This is a genomic window from Streptomyces sp. NPDC059787, from assembly GCF_042732315.1.
Lineage (GTDB): Bacteria > Actinomycetota > Actinomycetes > Streptomycetales > Streptomycetaceae > Streptomyces > Streptomyces atrovirens.
Genome location: NZ_JBHWHX010000052.1, coordinates 1 through 15,885, shown reverse-complemented (window position 1 = coordinate 15,885; position 15,885 = coordinate 1). Strand labels below are relative to the sequence as shown.

General features: G+C 73.9%; 14 protein-coding genes. 6 read left to right on the top strand and 8 right to left on the bottom strand.

What is annotated here, in order from left to right:
• From ACFV5H_RS32300 to ACFV5H_RS32290, 3 genes are all read right to left on the bottom strand, one after another.
• Positions 1 to 678: reverse transcriptase-like protein (locus ACFV5H_RS32300; protein ID WP_385198419.1), on the bottom strand; the 678-nt coding region annotated here is incomplete at its 3' end.
• 12 nt (positions 679 to 690) lie between these two features.
• Positions 691 to 1,434 carry a zinc ribbon domain-containing protein gene (locus ACFV5H_RS32295; protein ID WP_385198438.1) on the bottom strand — a complete coding sequence of 248 codons (744 nt, stop codon included), beginning with the start codon at positions 1,432 to 1,434 and terminating at the stop codon, positions 691 to 693.
• Positions 1,431 to 2,288, bottom strand: a complete 858-nt coding sequence (locus tag ACFV5H_RS32290; protein ID WP_385057740.1) for a Nif3-like dinuclear metal center hexameric protein — start codon at positions 2,286 to 2,288, stop codon at positions 1,431 to 1,433. The genes ACFV5H_RS32295 and ACFV5H_RS32290 overlap by 4 nt, the downstream gene beginning before the upstream one ends.
• Before the next feature lie 211 nt (positions 2,289 to 2,499).
• Between ACFV5H_RS32290 and ACFV5H_RS32285 the strand changes: the two genes are divergently transcribed.
• A complete protein-coding gene (locus ACFV5H_RS32285) occupies positions 2,500 to 3,810 on the top strand; it encodes a hypothetical protein (protein WP_385057738.1) in 1,311 nt (436 codons plus the stop codon).
• 97 nt (positions 3,811 to 3,907) lie between these two features.
• Positions 3,908 to 4,075 carry a hypothetical protein gene (locus ACFV5H_RS32280; protein ID WP_385057736.1) on the top strand — a complete coding sequence of 56 codons (168 nt, stop codon included), beginning with the start codon at positions 3,908 to 3,910 and terminating at the stop codon, positions 4,073 to 4,075.
• A gap of 68 nt (positions 4,076 to 4,143) precedes the next feature.
• Here ACFV5H_RS32280 and ACFV5H_RS32275 read toward each other — a convergent pair whose 3' ends face one another.
• From ACFV5H_RS32275 to ACFV5H_RS32265, 3 genes are all read right to left on the bottom strand, one after another.
• A complete protein-coding gene (locus tag ACFV5H_RS32275) occupies positions 4,144 to 5,037 on the bottom strand; it encodes a MaoC/PaaZ C-terminal domain-containing protein (protein ID WP_385058343.1) in 894 nt (297 codons plus the stop codon).
• Between the two features lie 181 nt (positions 5,038 to 5,218).
• Complete coding sequence (locus ACFV5H_RS32270) at positions 5,219 to 6,649, bottom strand: MFS transporter (protein WP_385198418.1); 1,431 nt, start codon at positions 6,647 to 6,649, stop codon at positions 5,219 to 5,221.
• Between the two features lie 157 nt (positions 6,650 to 6,806).
• Positions 6,807 to 7,070 (bottom strand): WGxxGxxG family protein, encoded by a 264-nt coding sequence (locus tag ACFV5H_RS32265; RefSeq protein WP_385058339.1) that lies wholly within the window; start codon positions 7,068 to 7,070, stop codon positions 6,807 to 6,809.
• Positions 7,071 to 7,329: 259 nt separating this feature from the next.
• Here ACFV5H_RS32265 and ACFV5H_RS32260 point away from each other — a divergent pair, with 259 nt between their 5' ends.
• The 4 genes from ACFV5H_RS32260 to ACFV5H_RS32245 all read left to right on the top strand — a co-directional run bounded on the left by ACFV5H_RS32260 (position 7,330) and on the right by ACFV5H_RS32245 (position 11,791).
• The gene (locus ACFV5H_RS32260) at positions 7,330 to 9,066 is read left to right on the top strand and encodes an MFS transporter (RefSeq protein WP_385198417.1); all 1,737 of its coding nucleotides are present in this window, start codon (positions 7,330 to 7,332) and stop codon (positions 9,064 to 9,066) included.
• Positions 9,067 to 9,167: 101 nt separating this feature from the next.
• Positions 9,168 to 9,818, top strand: coding sequence for a class I SAM-dependent methyltransferase (locus ACFV5H_RS32255; protein ID WP_385058336.1), 651 nt, complete (start codon positions 9,168 to 9,170; stop codon positions 9,816 to 9,818).
• 18 nt (positions 9,819 to 9,836) lie between these two features.
• On the top strand, positions 9,837 to 10,796 hold the full coding sequence (locus ACFV5H_RS32250) for an N-acetylmuramoyl-L-alanine amidase (RefSeq protein WP_385198415.1): 960 nt from the start codon (positions 9,837 to 9,839) through the stop codon (positions 10,794 to 10,796).
• Between the two features lie 158 nt (positions 10,797 to 10,954).
• Positions 10,955 to 11,791 (top strand): hypothetical protein, encoded by an 837-nt coding sequence (locus ACFV5H_RS32245; RefSeq protein WP_385198414.1) that lies wholly within the window; start codon positions 10,955 to 10,957, stop codon positions 11,789 to 11,791.
• A gap of 213 nt (positions 11,792 to 12,004) precedes the next feature.
• Here the strand turns inward: ACFV5H_RS32245 and ACFV5H_RS32240 are convergent, their stop codons facing one another.
• Together ACFV5H_RS32240 and ACFV5H_RS32235 are read right to left on the bottom strand one after the other, a co-directional pair.
• Entirely contained in the window at positions 12,005 to 14,722 is a 2,718-nt protein-coding gene (locus ACFV5H_RS32240) for a multicopper oxidase domain-containing protein (protein ID WP_385198412.1), read from the bottom strand.
• Positions 14,719 to 15,699 (bottom strand): hypothetical protein, encoded by a 981-nt coding sequence (locus ACFV5H_RS32235; protein WP_385198411.1) that lies wholly within the window; start codon positions 15,697 to 15,699, stop codon positions 14,719 to 14,721. Before ACFV5H_RS32235 ends, ACFV5H_RS32240 begins: the two co-directional genes overlap by 4 nt.
• Between the last annotated feature and the right edge of the window lie 186 nt (positions 15,700 to 15,885).

Genomic DNA, 15,885 nt, shown 5'->3' with positions numbered 1-15,885 from the left:
TGCCCGTGCGGCCCGCGCATCGGCGTCGGCTCTCACGCCGTCGGGCCCGGGGGCGGTGGCACCGCCGGTCGCGGCTTCGGTACCGGCGGTCCCGCCGGACGCGGGGGCCGCCTCCGCGGGCCGCTCGCCGGTGGTGGGAGCCCCGGGTGCCGATGCCAGTGCCGCTCGGGCGCGGGCCGCGCCCGCTGTCGCGTCGCCCGGTGGGCCCGATGGTTCGAGGCGGGGGAGGTCGAGGGCGGCGCGGGAGGTCGCCGCCGACCACGCCTCGCCCCGTTTGCCCGCGTCCATCGCCTCGTTGGCCAGGCGGTCGGCGTGCTTGTTCCGGGCGCGCGGGATCCACTCGTAGGTGACCCGCTCCGGCGGGAAGACCCGCGCCGCCTCCGCCGCGAGCGGCTTCATCGCCGGGTGCTTGATCTTCCAGCGGCCCGTCATCTGCTCGATGACGAGCTTGGAGTCCATCCGGACGTGGACCCGTGCCTCCGGGTCCAGCTCGCGGGCGGCGCGCAGGCCGGCCAGCAGGCCCCGGTACTCGGCGACGTTGTTCGTGGCGACACCGAGGTACTCGGCCGCCTCCACCAGGGTCTCCCCTGTCGCCGCGTCACCCACCACGGCCCCGTAGCCCGCGGGCCCCGGGTTGCCCCGCGACCCGCCGTCCGCCTCGACGATGAACTCCCGCACCGCCAGGACCCCTTACAGCCCCGACTCGGACGTACGCACCAGGATGCGCCGGCAGTTCTCGCAGCGCACCACCGTGTCGGGGGCGGCGGAACGGATCTCGTTCAGCTCGGTGATGGCGAGCTCCTGACGGCAGCCCTGGCAGGTACGGGCGTACAGCTTCGCCGCGCCGATGCCGCCCTGCTGCTCGCGCAGCTTCTCGTACAGGCTCAGCAGCGGGGCGGGCACGGAACCCGCGACGACCTCGCGCTCCTTCGTCACCGAGGCCGCCTCGCCGTCGATCTCCTCGACGGCCGCGTCCCGGCGCGCGGTGGCGTCGTCGATCTTCCCCTGTACGGAGCCGACCCGCTCGGTCAGCTCGGCGACGCGCTCCTGCGCGGACTCGCGGCGCTCCATGACCTCCAGGACGACGTCCTCCAGGTCGCCCTGCCGCTTGGCGAGGGAGGTGATCTCGCGCTGGAGGTTCTCCAGGTCCTTGGGCGAGGAGACGGCACCGGAGTCGAGGCGCTTCTGGTCGCGGGCGGCGCGCTGGCGCACCTGGTCGACGTCCTGCTCGGCCTTGGTCTGCTCGCGGGCGCAGTCGCTCTCCTCGGTCTGCGCGGCGACGAGCAGGTCGCGCAGCTGGGTGAGGTCCCGGTTCAGCGACTCGATCTCGGCGTGCTCGGGCAGCGACCTCCGCTTGTGCGCGAGCTGCTGCAGACGGACGTCGAGGTCCTGGACGTCGAGGAGTCGGATCTGGTCGGCGGGCGCGGCGTTCAGTTGGGGGCTCCAGATGTGTCGGTGGTGGCGGGAGACGCCGCGTGGGCGGTCCAGGGGTCGGTGACCGTCTTCGAGACGTGGACCCGCAGGCCCCATCCGTGGCGGTCGGAGATCTCGTCGAGCTGGGCTGCCGCCAGCTCGCACCAGGGCCACTCGGTGGCCCAGTGCGCCGCGTCGAGCAGCGCGAGGGGACTGTGGGCGCGGGCCTCGGAGGCCGGGTGGTGGCGCAGGTCCGCGGTGAGGAAGGCGTCCACGCCGGCCGCCCGGACGTGGTCGAAGAGGCTGTCACCGGAACCGCCGCTGACGGCGACCGTACGCACGAGCGCGTCGGGGTCGCCGGCGACGCGGATGCCCTGCGCGGTGGCGGGGAGGCGTCCGGCGGCGCGGGCGGCGAGGTCGCGGACGGTCAGCGGGTGGTCGAGTTCGCACACCCGGCCCAGGCCCCGACGGCCGTCCGGGTCGGACGGGTCCGGCACCAGGGGCCGTACGACCCTGAGGTCCAGCGCGCCGGCGAGGGCGTCCGAGACTCCCGGGTCGGCGGTGTCGGCGTTGGTGTGGGCGACGTGCAGCGCGATGTCGTTCTTGATGAGCGTGTGCACCACGCGGCCCTTGAAGGTGGAGGCCGCGACCGTGGTCGTACCGCGCAGGTAGAGCGGGTGGTGGGTGACCAGCAGGTCGGCGCCCAGCTTCACCGCCTCGTCGACGATCTCCCGGACCGGGTCGACGGCGAACAGGACCCGCGTGACCTCCTGGTCGGGCTCGCCCACGACGGTGCCGACCGCGTCCCAGGACTCGGCCCGCTCGGCGGGCCACAGGTTCTCCAGCGCGGCGATGACTTCTGACAGACGGGGCACGCTGCCAAGGCTACCTGGGCGGCCTCGTGCGCCTGAACCGGCGCCGCTCTCGCCGGCCGGCGTCACGGCCGGCGTCACTGTTCATGAAGCACACGTCCGCTTCCTCCTCAGGCGAATCGTTCCTGGAGCACCCTTACGTGTGAAGTGCGGGCCCACCGCTCCGCCGTCCGTACGTGCGCGACCTACTTTCGTCACCGGAGGTGACCGAACGATGACGGTCTGTGCCATCGAACCTGCGGCGGGACACGAGGAGGGAGCCGGACGGGCGGGCTGCGCCATCACCACCGACGGTTCCTACGCCGCACGCCTCGCCCTCGCCGGCGACTCCTTCTTCCCGGAGCGCTGGACCCTGGACGGCCCCGAGCCCTACGCGGTGCCGCTGCCCGGCAACCAGCCCGAGGAACCCGGCACCGAGGTGCAGCCCCTGAGCGACGGGCGGGTCCTCATCCACCGGCTGGTGGGCGGACGGCACGCCTTCTCCCTGCTGTACCCGACCGGCCCCGGCACCGGTGAGCTGCCGCTGGGCACGGTCGAGTGCCCGGACGAGGGCACCCGGCTGCGGCTGCTGCCGCCCGCGCCGGGCGGGGAGCGGGCGTACGCCCTCGCCGTGGGCCGGCGGTCCACGGTGGTGTGGCTGGTGGCGGGCGGCACGTTCGGGCCCGAGCAGCTCGCGGAGGTCCCGGGGCGCTGCTCGGGCGGGGTGTGGCTGGACCGCGAGGGGCGGATGCTGGCGCTGGACCGGGAGACCGGCGGGCGCACCAAGGCGGTCGTGGTGGACCTGGAGCGCGGCGGCGAGATGTCCCCGCTGCTGCAGATCGCCGACGGGAGCGACGACCGGGTACTGCTCGCCGACCCGGACAGCGGGCTGCTGCTGATCCGCTCGGACGCGCCGTCACCCGGGCGGGACCGGATGGGCTGGGGGGTGCTGGGCAGCACGCTGCCGGTGCGTTTCCCGGAGTGCCTGCGGCTGGCGGACTGCGTGGTCACGCCGTTCGCGATCCAGCCGGGGCAGATGCTGACGCCGGAGGGCTGCGCGGTGGCGCTGCGCGTCGACGGCGCGTTCGGCAGCTGGGTCGGGGTGTGGCGGCCGGCGGAGCGGCAGGTGCACCATTTCCCGGCGCCGGCGGGGTGGTTGGCCGGGGCGGGGCTGTGGACCGCGGACGGGATGCTGCGGCTGCCGTACGCCACCGGGGCGGTGCCGTGCGGTGTGGCCGGGCTGCGGGCGCCCGGGCAGGAGCGGCGGCGGGAGGGGCTGGACGTCCGTCCACCGGTGGGCCGTCCGGAGGTTCCGGGTTCCGGTGAAGGCCCGGTGCGTACCGGGTCCGGGTCCGGGCCGGTGACGGACGGCCGGGTGCCCTCCCCCGACGAGCCCACGAACGAGGACCTTCCTTCCCGGCTCCCGTACTGCTCCGGAGACATGACCCCCTGCCTGCTCCCGCCCCGCGCCGAGCCCGATGCCCCCTCCACGACCCGTCCCGTCCCCCTGCAGCAGGCGCCTTTGGGGCAGCTTGTAACGAAGTAGTGGCGGTCGGCGTGGCCGCCTGGATCCGGGTGGTGGTGTGCCGGTTACACTCGCCCGGCTGTAGGAAAGATCATGTTTACGGGGTGAGTTCCTTCCGATGAACGACGTCAGCACGAACGAGTCGCAGTCCGCCGAGGGCGGACAGGCCGCTGCCGGACACGGCAAGCACCGGGGCCCGGTCTCCACGCAGGACGCGGAAGCGTCCCCGCGCGGCCGGCACCGCAGGCCGGAAGAGGCGAACGAGTACGCGGGGTCGGCTGCCTGACATCACGTCAGGCAGCGATCCGCAACCGGGCCGGGCCCCGGCCGTCATCATGACGGCCGGGGCCCGGCTCAGTCGTGTTCGACCGTCGTATCGGCGAGTACCGGCGCGTCCCCGCTCCCCCACTCCCGGCTTCGCTCGCGCGGGGGGACCCCCATGGCGGCACCGACGACCACCCGTACCACGCCGTCCCCGCGCCACATCCGGATCCGCAGCGTCTCGCCCGGGTACACGACCCCGGCGAACCGGGTGGCGTAGGAGCGGACGCGGGTGACGTCGCCGTCGAGCAGGGTGTCGACGACCGCCTTGAGGGTCATGCCGTAGGTGCACAGGCCGTGCAGGACGGGCCGTTCGAACCCGGCGCGCGCGGCGAACTCCGGGTCGGCGTGCAGCGGGTTCCAGTCGCCGGAGAGGCGGTAGAGCAGGGCCTGGTCCTCGCGGACGGCGCGTTCGAGGGTCCGGTCCGGCTTCCCGGCGGGCGGCTCGTGCCGCACGGACGGGCCGCGGTCCCCGCCCCAGCCGCCCTCACCGCGTACGTGGATCCGCGCGTCGTCGGTCCACAGCGGGCCGTCGGAGTCGGCGGCCTCGGTGCGCATGACGAGGACGGCCGCCTTGCCCTTGTCGTGGACGGCGGTGACACGGGCGGTGGTGGTGGCGGTGCCTTCGGCCGGCAGGGGGCGGTGCACGGTGAGCGACTGTCCGCCGTGGAGGACGTGGGCGAGGTCCACGTCGATGCCGGGGAGGGAGAGTGCGCCGGTCACACCGGGTGGGCCGCCGCCTGCGACGGTGGCGAAGCTCGGCAGGACGTGCAGTCGGGATTCGAGGGTGTAGCGCAGTTCGTGGGGGGCGGTGGCGGGGTGGCCTGCGCCGATGCCGAGGTGGTAGAGGAGGACGTCCTTGGGGGTCCAGGAGATCCGGGCGGTGCGGGGTGGGGCGGCCAGGGCTGTGGCTGCGTCGATGGGCATGGGGCTCCTGTCGCGTCGTTCCCGGGAGTTGCGGCTGGACGGGGGTGGGTGTGCTCGCCGGCGTTTGCCGGGTGCCGCTGCCCCCACCCGTGCCGCCCCGGGGGCACCTCCCAGGGCGTTTCAGGCACTGGGGAGGCACGACTGCCCGCAGTCGAGGCGGCGTGATCGCCCGCGGCTGCGCTCAGCCCTCTTCCTTGGTCCGCCTCGGCAGCCACAGCCACATCACCACCGCGCCTGTCGCCAGCAGGGCCATGCTGGTGCGGAAGGCCAGGGCGTAGCCCTCCGTCAGGGAGTGCGGGGTGCGGGGGGTGCCCGTGTGGGCCGCTGCGATCGTGGACATGATCGCGAGGCCCAGGGAGCCGCCCATCGTGCGGGAGGTGTTGATCAGCCCGGAGACCAGGCCGGCCTCCTCCGGTGCCGCGCCGGACGTGGCCAGCGAGGCCAGCGGGGTGGCGGCGATGCCCGCGCCCAGCATCATCAGGATGCCGGGGAACATGATCGCGGTGAGGTACGCCCCGTCCGCGGTCATCGTCGACTGCCAGCCGAAGCCGGTCGCCGCGATCAGCGTGCCGAGCACGGCCACGGTGCGCGGTCCCGCCGTGCGCATCAGCCGGGGCGCGAGCTTGGAGCCGATGATCACGGCGAGCGAGCTCGGCACCAGCGCCAGTCCGGCCTCCAGCGGGGTGTAGCCGAGCACGTTCTGCGCGTACAGGGTCATGAAGAACCACATGCAGAACATGGCGGAGCCGCTGATGAGCATCGCCGCGTTCGCCGATGCCACCGACCGCAGCCGCAGCAGTCCGAGCGGCATCAGCGGGGCCTTGGCCCGTGCCTCGGCGAGGAGGAACAGGGCGAGGAGGACGAGCCCGGCGCACAGCGGCACCAGCGTGGCCGCCGCCGTCCAGCCCTCGGCCTCGGTCTGTGAGATGCCGTACGCGAGGGTGGCGAGGCCGGCCGTGACCAGCAGTGCGCCCGGCAGGTCGAGCCGCCGTCCGTCCCCGGCCCTGCTCTCCGTGAGCCACCGGGCGGCCCCGGCCAGCACGAGCGCTCCGACGGGTACGTTGATCAGCAGTACCCACCGCCATGACAGCGCCTCCACGAGCACCCCGCCGACGAATCCGCCGGCCGCTCCGCCGCCCGCCCCGACGGCCGTCCAGGTCGCTATGGCCCGGGCGCGGGCCGCGCCCTCCGGCACGGCCGAGGTGACGATGGTGAGCGTGGAGGGCGCCAGGACGGCCGCTCCGAGTCCCTGCACGGCCCGCGCCAGCAGCAGCTGCCAGCCGTCCTGGGCGAGCCCGCCGGCCAGTGAGGCCAGCGTGAACAGGCCGAGGCCGACGAGGAACATCCGCTTGCGTCCGTAGAGGTCACCGGCGCGCCCGCCGAGCAGCATGAAGCCGGCGAAGGCGATGGCGTACGCGTTCACCACCCACTGCAGGCCCTGCTCGCCGAGCGCCAGCCCGCCGCGCATGGACGGCAGGGCGACGTTCACCACCGAGATGTCGAGGACGACGAGGAACTGCCCGGCACAGGCGAGCGCCACCACCAGCCACACGGGCGGTGTGGCGCGAGCGGGCCTGCGGGCGGTGTCGGTGGTTTCGAGCATGTGCGCCATGCTCTCAACCGGGCCCCGCCCCGGCATCGGCTTTTCGTCCGATGCGGACCAGGTCTCCGGACCTGGGTCCGGACACGGACCCGGGCCCGGACGCGAACCCGCCGCCCCCGGTCGGCCGGGGGCGGGCGGGACGCTCCGTCGGAGCGAGGGCCGGCGGTCACATGCGGGTGGCGCCGCCGGTGTTCCGGTGGTGTTCGCGCTTGTTCCTGCGAGGAATGAGTCCGGCCAGTCCCAGCAGGCCGAGCAGGCCCCACAGTCCGCCGTTGCCACCGCCGTCGTCGTAGTTGTCGTCGTCCTGCGCCTGTACGACCGTGGCGGTGGTCGGCCGGACCGTCTGCTCGGCGGACTGGCCGAACGCCGCGCCGGCCGGGGCGACGGCCAGCAGAACGCCGATGACGACGGTGCCCACGAATTTGCGCATTGCTGTCTCCCTCATCCCAGTGGTCCCAGCAGTCGCTTTCACACCGTCCGTAGTGCCCTTTTCCTCCACTGAAAGACTTGAATGCGGGAAATGCCGAGAATTTCTTGATTGTCGCTTCAATGAAACGCGTCGGCACGGTCGGCACAAAGGAACGGTCAAGAATTCGTTAGTGGTTCGAAGCATCGGAATAGTTGCCTCGGTGTACGGGGTTCGGTCTGCACGTACCCCCGCACACGGCCGCCCCTGGAGGCACCTTTCCATGACGCAGACGACGACCGACCGTCCCTCCGGCAGAGCGGGCGGGGCCGTGGTCCCGGTGCTCGCCTTCGCGGGCATCGTTGTCGCGGTGATGCAGACCCTGCTGGTCCCGGTCATCAAGGACCTGCCGCGACTGCTGGACACCACCCCCGCCGACGCCACCTGGGTACTGACCTCGACCCTGCTGTCCGGCGCCGTGGCCACCCCGATCATGGGCCGCCTCGGCGACCTCTACGGCAAGCGGCGGATGCTGGTCGCCAGCCTCGCGGTGATGGTGGCCGGCGCGCTGGTCAGCGCGTTCACCAGTGACCTGCTCCTGATGATCACCGGCCGTACGCTCCAGGGCGTCGCGATGGGCGCCATCCCGCTCGGCATCGGCCTGATGCGCGACATGCTGCCCCGCGAGCGCCTCGGCTCGGCGATGGCCCTGATGAGCTCCTCCATAGGCGTCGGCGGCGGTCTCGCGCTGCCCGCCGCCGCGCTGGTCGCCCAGCACTCCGACTGGCACGCCCTCTACTTCGGCGCCGCCGGCCTCGGCGTCCTCGCGATCGCGCTCACCCTGACCGTCGTACCGGAGTCCCCGGTGCGCGCCGAGGGCACCTTCGACCTGCCGGGCGCGCTGGGCCTGTCCGCCGGGCTGGTGCTGTTCCTGCTCCCCGTCTCCAAGGGCAGCGACTGGGGCTGGACCTCCGGCACCACGCTGGGCCTGTTCGGCGCGGCGGCCGTGGTCCTCCTCCTCTGGGGCCTGATGGAGCTGCGCGTCCCCGCGCCCCTGGTGGACCTGCGCACCACCGCCCGCCGCGAGGTCCTGCTCACCAACCTCGCGTCGATCATGGTCGGTGTCTCCTTCTTCGTCGTCTCCCTGGTCCTGCCCCAGCTGCTCCAGCTCCCCGCCGGCCACGGGCTCGGTCAGTCGATGGTGGTCGCGGGCCTGTGCGTGGCCCCGCTGGGCCTGACGATGATGTTCACCGCGCCCGTCTACGCCCGCCTCTCCGCCCGGTACGGCCCGAAGACCACCCTCATCCTCGGCCTGGTGATCATCGCGATCGGCTACGGCGGCGGCCTCGGCCTGATGGACGCCGCCTGGCAGACCGTCGTCACCTCGGTGGTCATCGGCGCGGGCATCGGCCTCGCCTACTCCTCCCTGCCCGCGCTGATCATCGGCGCGGTGCCGGCCTCGGAGACGGGCGCGGCGAACGGCCTCAACACCCTGATGCGGTCCATCGGTACGTCGGTGTCGAGCGCCGTCATCGGCATGGTGCTGGCCAACACGGCGGACACCGTGGGCGGGGTGGAGATCCCGACCCCGCACGGCTTCCGCATCTCCTTCCTGATCGCGACGGCGGCGGTGGCCGTGGGTCTGGTCCTGGCCCTGTTCCTGCCCGGCCGGCGCCCGTCGGAGCAGCACCCGCGGCTCCGGGCGAGCAGCGAGGAGGACGCGAACCTGGAGCGCGCGGAGGCGGCCCTGCACGGCTTCCGGGGCCGGGTCCTGGACGCCACCGGGGTACCCGTCGCCCGCGCCGAGGTCACTCTGACCGACCGCCACGGCCGCCGGGCGGGCGCCACCGTCTCCGCCGACGACGGCACGTACGCCCTCGCCGTCCCCGTGCAGGGCCCGTACGTCCTGGCCGCCCGCGCCACCGGCCACGCCCCGCTCGCCGCCCCGGCCCTCCACGAGGGCGACGGGCGCCCGGTCGACCTGGACCTGTCCCTGCCGGGCGAGACGGTCTCCGCCTGACCCCTGTTACCCGTCGGTACCCCCTGTCGCACCACCCGCGCAGGGGGTACGGCAGCATGGGGTCCGTGCACACACGTACGTCCTCGGGAGAGGCAAGCCCCATGTCGATGGCACCCGGGCCCGGGATCCTGGCCGCGTTCGAGGCGGCGAAGGGCTTCATGCCCGTGGACGAGGGCCTGGCCCTGTACGCGGCGGCGGCCGGGGCCGGCCGTCTGGGGCTGCCGCTCCTGGAGATCGGCACCTACTGCGGCCGTTCCACGATCCTGCTCGCCGACGCGGCCCGCGCGGCCGGTGTCACCGCGCTCACCGTGGACCACCACCGCGGCAGCGAGGAGCAGCAGCCCGGCTGGGACTACCACGACCCGGAGACGGTCGACCCCGGACTGGGCCTGATGGACACCCTCCCCACCTTCCGCCGCACCCTGCACCGGGCGGGCCTGGAGGAGCACGTGGTGGCCCTGGTCGGCCGCTCCCCGCGCATCGCCGCCCTGTGGGCCTCCCCCCTCGCCCTCGTCTTCATCGACGGCGGCCACACCGACGAGCACGCCACCGCCGACTACGAGGGCTGGGCGCCGCACGTGGCCGAGGGCGGCCTCCTCGTCATCCACGACGTCTTCCCCGACCCGGTGGACGAGTTCACCGGCCAGGCTCCGTACCGCGTCCACCTCCGGGCTCTCGCGTCCGGCGCGTTCACCGAGGTCTCGGCCACCGGATCCCTGCGCGTACTGCGCCGTACCGGCACTGGCATCTGACACCGCTAGGGTGGCTGCGTGTCGTACACAGGTCCCGGCTTCGAACCGCCCCAGCCCCGACGGTCCCGGCGCGGGCCCCTGACCGTGGCACTCGCCGCGCTGGTGCCGGGCGCGCTGCTCGGGTGGGCGGTGTACGCCGCGGTGGGCGGGTCCGGGGGCGACGAGGGGTCGGGGAGCACCGCCGCTTCCGCCTCCGCCCCTCCCTCCGCATCCGCTTCCGCTTCCGCCTCGTCCGGTACGCCGTCGCCGGCGCCGTCCGCGGGTTCCGAGGACGAGAAGCCGAGCGCCCCCGCTGCCGCGAGCGGTCCCCTCAAGGGCAAGGTCGTCGTCATCGACCCCGGGCACAACCCGGAGAACTTCAAGCACACCGCCGAGATCAACCGCCAGGTGGACATCGGGACCAACCGCAAGGAGTGCGACACCACCGGCACGTCCACCAACGACGGTTACGCCGAGGCCGACTTCACCCTCGACGTCGCCCACCGGATGCGCACGCTCCTGGAGAAGCAGGGCGCCACCGTGAAGCTGACCCAGGACGGGGACCGGCCGTTCGGCCCGTGCGTGGACGAACGGGCCCGGATCGGCAACAAGGCGGAGGCCGACGCCGTCGTCTCGATCCACGCGGACGGCTCGGGCACCGGCAACCGCGGCTTCCACGTGATCCTGCCCGGCGCCGTCGACGCCGGTGCCGCCGACACCCGCGCCATCGTCGAGCCGTCCGACGACCTCGGTACGCGCATCGCGGGCAACTTCGTCCGCGTCACCGGCAGCGCGCCCTCCAACTACGTCGGCGGAGGTACCGGTCTCGTCACGCGTAAGGACTTGGGCGGTCTCAATCTGTCAACGGTTCCCAAGGTGTTCATCGAGTGCGGCAACATGCGCGATAGCAAGGACGCGGCACTGCTGACCAGTGGTGCCTGGCGGCAGAAAGCGGCGCAAGGGATTTCCGACGGAATCGTGAGTTTCCTGCGCGGGTGAGGATCAGCGCGCTGATCCGGGCGGACAGCCCGATCGTACGGACGGTAGTGTCGTCCGGACGATGAGGGGCCACCCCCGCGCTTCGCACCGGGGCCTTCGGGCGACATGGTGACGGCGACGCCTCTTCCGACGACGAGACGACCTACGAAGGACCTGAAGTGAATATCCGCTCCCTCACTCGAGGCGACGGCGTGGTGATCGGAGCAGCGGTGTTGCTGTTCATCGCGTCGTTCCTCGACCTCTACTCCGTCGACGGCGCATCCGATGATCTCGACCTTCCCAGCCTGTGGGCGAGCGGGCCGGTCGTGCTCGGTGTCGTACTGGCGGGCATCATCGGCACCGCGCTCATCGTCATCGCCCGCGGCCTGCCGCAGCCGCCGAAGGTCGCGGGGCTCGACCTCGGCCAGTTCGGCATCGCCTTCACGGTGTTCGCCGCCTGGAGCGCCCTCGGCAACATCTTCGACGTGGCCGGCGGCGCCGACAACTTCGAAGGTGCCGGTGACGGCCCCGACGCCGGCACCGGTCTGATCCTGGCCCTCGTCGCCACGCTCGTCATGGCCGCCGCCGCCGTCGCCACCCCCCTGGTGCCCGCCCTCAAGGGTGCCCTGCTCCCGGCCGCCCGTCCCGCCGCCCCGCAGCCGTACGGCGCCCAGCCGCCCAGCGGTTACGGCTACCCGGGTGCGCAGCAGGCCTCGTTCGGTGGTCAGCCGCAGCAGCCCTTCCCGGGGCAGCCGCAGCCGGGCCAGCCCCAGCCGGGGCAGCCGCAGCCGGGCCAGCCCGCTCCGGCGCCCGCCGGTGACTTCTCGCCGTTCTGGTTCGCGGTGCCGGTGCCCCGCCCGCTGTTCCCGGAGGACGGCTCGCCCACGCCGATCGCCGAACTGGCCCCCGGTACCTGGTACCTGGCGGTCGAGCAGCGCGGTCCGGCCCTGGTCGCCCAGACCCAGGACGGCCGCCGCGGCGTCCTCCAGGACACCTCGGGCATCCAGCGCGGCTGACCGGCCCCGGCCCTTTCCCGTCACGGCCCCCGCCCTTCCGGGCGGGGGCCGTTGTCGTTCCGCCGGCCGGCGACGGGAGCACGGCTCGTCCGAACGAACCCCGCTGTTCGTACTGATCCAGTGGTACTCCTCTTCCGGCAGGACGGCCCAGGAGCGGTGCCCCGACGGGCACATGGGTCCGTCGGGGCACCGGAACAGGGCCGTTCGGCCCGGTCAGCGCACGCGCAGGACGCCGTGCGCACCGCGTTCCGCGTCGCTCATGATGTGCGTGACGAACGGGTAGTCGCCGGCCTCGGGCAGGGCCAGTTCGACGAACCCGCCCGACGCGGGGGCGAGATCGAGGACCTGCGCGCCGCCGCGTTCCGCACCGCCGGGCCGCAGGTCGTACGCGCCCTCACGGAACACCGTGTCGAACTGGCCGCCCACGACGTGGAAGGCACTGGGCACGTTCGGTCCGGCCGTCAGCACCCAGATGCGTACGCGCTCGCCGGTCCTCGCCGTCAGCGGGTCGTGGTCGTACTGGCCGGCGTACCCGTTGAAGGCGACCATGTCGGGTTCCTTGGCGTTCACCTTGCCGGCGTCGGCGGTGCCGTTCTGCTCGCCGAGGTAGAACTCCGACTGGACCAGCAGGTACTCGCGGTCCACGCCCGGCAGGCCGGGCGGGTCGATGACGACGGCGCCGAACATGCCGTTGGCGATGTGCAGGGACATCGGCATGGTCGAGCAGTGGTACATCCACACCCCGCTGCGGGTGGCCTCGAAGCGGTACGTCAGTGACTCGCCGGGCTGGATGGTGCGCATCGGCTCGTCCGGCGCCAGCGCCCCGGCGTGGAAGTCGACGGAGTGGCCGATGGTCCCGTCGTTGACGAGGGTGATCTCGAAGGTGTCCCCGACCCGGCCGCGCAGCACGGGCCCGGGGGCCGTGCCGTCGAAGGTCCACAGCGTCTGCCGTACGCCGGGGGCGACTTCGGCCTCCGCCTCCTTCACGGTGAGGGTCCGCCTGTGCACCCGGGGACCGGATCCTTCGGCGGCGGGCGGCAGTCGGGCGTCGCGGGCGGTGAAGCCGTCGGCCGGTTCGGCCATCGGGTCGAAGGCGTCCGCGGCGGATTCGCCCGTGCCCTCGGACGCCGTCCCGCCGTGGTCGTGCGCGCTCTCCCCGCTCTCCTCGCTTCCTTCCGAAGCGGTACCGCCGCCGTCACCGGTGACCCGTACCCCGAAGACCATGCCCATCTGCCGGTGCCCGACCACCGAGCACCAGCCGTCGAGGTCCCGGCCGACGACGCCCGCGTCCAGCGTGGCCCGCTTCCCCGGGGCGATCCGGTCGGTGCGGGCACCGGTCTCCAGCACCAGGTCGTGCGTGTCGGTACCGGTGTTGCGCAGCTCGATCACCAGACGGTCGCCCGCGGGCACGTCGACGGAGGCCGGGGAGAAGCGCATGTCCCGCACCGTCACCTCGACCGTGGTCGTACGGCCGGTCGGCGCCACCTCCCCGCCGTCCGCGCTCGCGGCGGCGGACCGTTCCAGGATCGGCAGCGACCGCACGTCCGCCGCGCCGCCGCCCGCGACGGCCAGCATCACCACGGCGAGCCCGAGCGCCACACCGCCGAGCACGCGGTGCGGGGGCGCCTCCGCGGGGGCCGGTCCGGCCGCGGGTACCGGCTCGGCCGTCCCCTTCCGGCGGTTCCGTACGCCCCGTACGACCGTGAGCACCAGCAGCACGAGGAAGTACAGCAGCATCACCAGCAGCAGCACCGAGCAGACCACCCGGACCACGGACGGTACCGGCAGAACGCAGAGCAGCAGCGCGGTGTTGGTGACGGTCAGCCGGGCGGGCCAGGCCCGTTCGAGTCCCGCGGTGGCGGCGCGTACGGCCGTGGGGCCGCCGCCCAGGACCACGGGGACGAGGAAACCGAGGGCGCCGAGCAGTACTTGGGCGATCCAGCCGGCGGCGAGCGGGGCGGTGAGCAGCGACGTACGCTCCCCCACCGTGATCCAGGACGTCGTGGAGAGGAGGATGCCGGCCAGGACCAGCAGGGATCCGGCGAGCCAGAGGCTGCCCGCGGCCACCGACCAGGCGGCGAAGGAACGCGGGGCCTTGGCACGGGCCTCGCGGACCCAGGGGATGCCCGCGATCACCAGACCGGCGGCGTGGACGACGACACCGGGAGCGGCCAGCGGCGGAGGGCCGAGCAGTGCGGCGGCGACGGCCGCGCCGAGCCCGGCGAGCAGCACGGGGAGGGCGCGGCGTCCGGCCCGTTCCGCGCCGTCCGCCACCCGGGTGCGCAGCATCGTCGGCCACAGGGTGATCAGCGTTCCGGCCACGGTGAGGCCGACCCAGCCGAGCAGGTTGATCATCTCGTGCGCGAGCAGCAGCCGTTCCGGAAGGTCACCGCCGAGTCCGCCGCGGGCCATGACGACACCCAGCGCGGCGCCCACGGGCAGCAGGGCGGCGGCGGCCGTGTAGTAGCGCACGGTCATGGAGAACCGGCCGGGCAGGGCCCGCCGCAGCAGTCGTACCAGCCACACGGCGTGGGCGGTGACGGCGGCCGCGACCAGGCAGCCGCCGACGAGCACGACGGGCCACCGGTCGGTGAACATGCCGCCGATGACGGCGACGGCTCCGGCGTTCAGGCAGACCAGCCGCAGTGCGGCGGGGGCGCCCCGGTTCGCCTCCGGCAGCCGGAGCACGGACGCGGCGAAGTGCCCCGACCAGATGACGACGGCGTTGGTGACCGCCCCGAGCAGCAGGGTGTGGACCAGCAGCCAGAAGGCGTGCGGCAGGAAGTGGTGGGCGCCGCCGACCACGGCGAACAGGGCGAGCCAGGCCACCACGACGGCGTTCACGCCGAGGTGCCACAGGGCGCGTGGTGAGCGTCCGGGCGGCTTCGGGGCGGGGCCGTTCGCCGTGGGGGAGGAGAGCCGCGTGGTCACCGGGGGTTCCTCGAGTCGGCGGGGGTGGCGGAGGCGGCGGCGCGTCGGGGGGCGGTCACCGACGCGGTCGCCGCCGTCAGGACGAACAGCAGGACCGCGGCGATGTTGAGCGCCCCGCCGAGCTGCCACGCCCCTCGGACGTCCCGCAGGTCGCCGGCCACCACGCGCAGGGCGAGGGAGCCGTGCAGCAGCCAGGCCGCCACCGCGAGCCCGGGGTGGTAGGGCAGGGGGCGGCGCAGGACCGCGGGCAGGATCACCGGGGCGTGCGCCATGATCATCGACATCACGAAGCCGAGGAACACGGCGTGCACCACGGCGTCGTAGCGGCTCCCCCCGGCGACCGGGCCACCCAGCAGCCACAGGGCTCCGGCGAGGCCCAGCCACGCGTACCCGGCGAGCAGGCACGCGGCGGAGAAGCGGGGCAGTCCCGTGGCGCGCAGCAGCCGGCGGGCGACGTCGTGCACGACGAGCCAGGCGACCAGCGCGAGCAGGGCCGCGCCGAGCAGGAGCGTGCCGGCGGCCGGCCACATCAGGGTGGCGACGACGCCGGTGACGACGGCGCCGACGCACGCCAGGAAGGCCGGTTCCGCGCGGGGCGCGAGGAGGGCCACCCGAGCGAGTTCCAGCCGCTCGCCCGCGATGGTCAGCACGAGGAACGCGACCAGCCAGGGCAGCAGGCGCGGGACGTCGAGACCGCCCAGCCACAGCAGTGCCGCACCGAGCGCCGACACGGCGCCCGCCGCCTGGGCGATCAGGGCGGCACCCGGCTGCCGCTGCCAGAACCGCACGTACAGCGCGGTCAGTACGGCGGCCCCGGCGACGAGCAGCAACCGCGGGACGGCCAGGTCCACGGGGGTGAGCAGCAGCAGTCCCCCGGCACCGAGCGCGCCAGGCGCGAGACGGGGCCACCGCCCGCCCAGCGCGACGGCACGCTCCAACGCCACCAGCGTGCCGACGAAGCCCAGCACCAGCAGCACCCCGTGCACCTGGGGCAGGCGGTCACCGGTGACCGGGGCGGGGAGTCCGAGCAGGACGAGTGCGGCATCGAGACCGGCGAGCAGACAGACACCGGCGGCCAGTAGCAGGGGCGCGCGGGGCGGCCCCCCCCCCCCCCCCGGCGGGGGGGGGGGGGGGCAGGGGGGGACCCCCCCAAGCACCCCCCC

What these genes read in the sequence shown, in the direction of transcription:
- ACFV5H_RS32280 (WP_385057736.1), top strand. Translation starts at nt 3,908, where the DNA reads ATGAACGACGTCAGCACGAACGAGTCGCAGTCCGCCGAGGGCGGACAG.
- ACFV5H_RS32275 (WP_385058343.1), bottom strand. Translation starts at nt 5,037, where the DNA reads ATGCCCATCGACGCAGCCACAGCCCTGGCCGCCCCACCCCGCACCGCC.
- ACFV5H_RS32255 (WP_385058336.1), top strand. Translation starts at nt 9,168, where the DNA reads ATGTCGATGGCACCCGGGCCCGGGATCCTGGCCGCGTTCGAGGCGGCG.
- ACFV5H_RS32285 (WP_385057738.1), top strand. Translation starts at nt 2,500, where the DNA reads ATGACGGTCTGTGCCATCGAACCTGCGGCGGGACACGAGGAGGGAGCC.
- ACFV5H_RS32265 (WP_385058339.1), bottom strand. Translation starts at nt 7,070, where the DNA reads ATGCGCAAATTCGTGGGCACCGTCGTCATCGGCGTTCTGCTGGCCGTC.
- ACFV5H_RS32260 (WP_385198417.1), top strand. Translation starts at nt 7,330, where the DNA reads ATGACGCAGACGACGACCGACCGTCCCTCCGGCAGAGCGGGCGGGGCC.
- ACFV5H_RS32270 (WP_385198418.1), bottom strand. Translation starts at nt 6,649, where the DNA reads ATGGCGCACATGCTCGAAACCACCGACACCGCCCGCAGGCCCGCTCGC.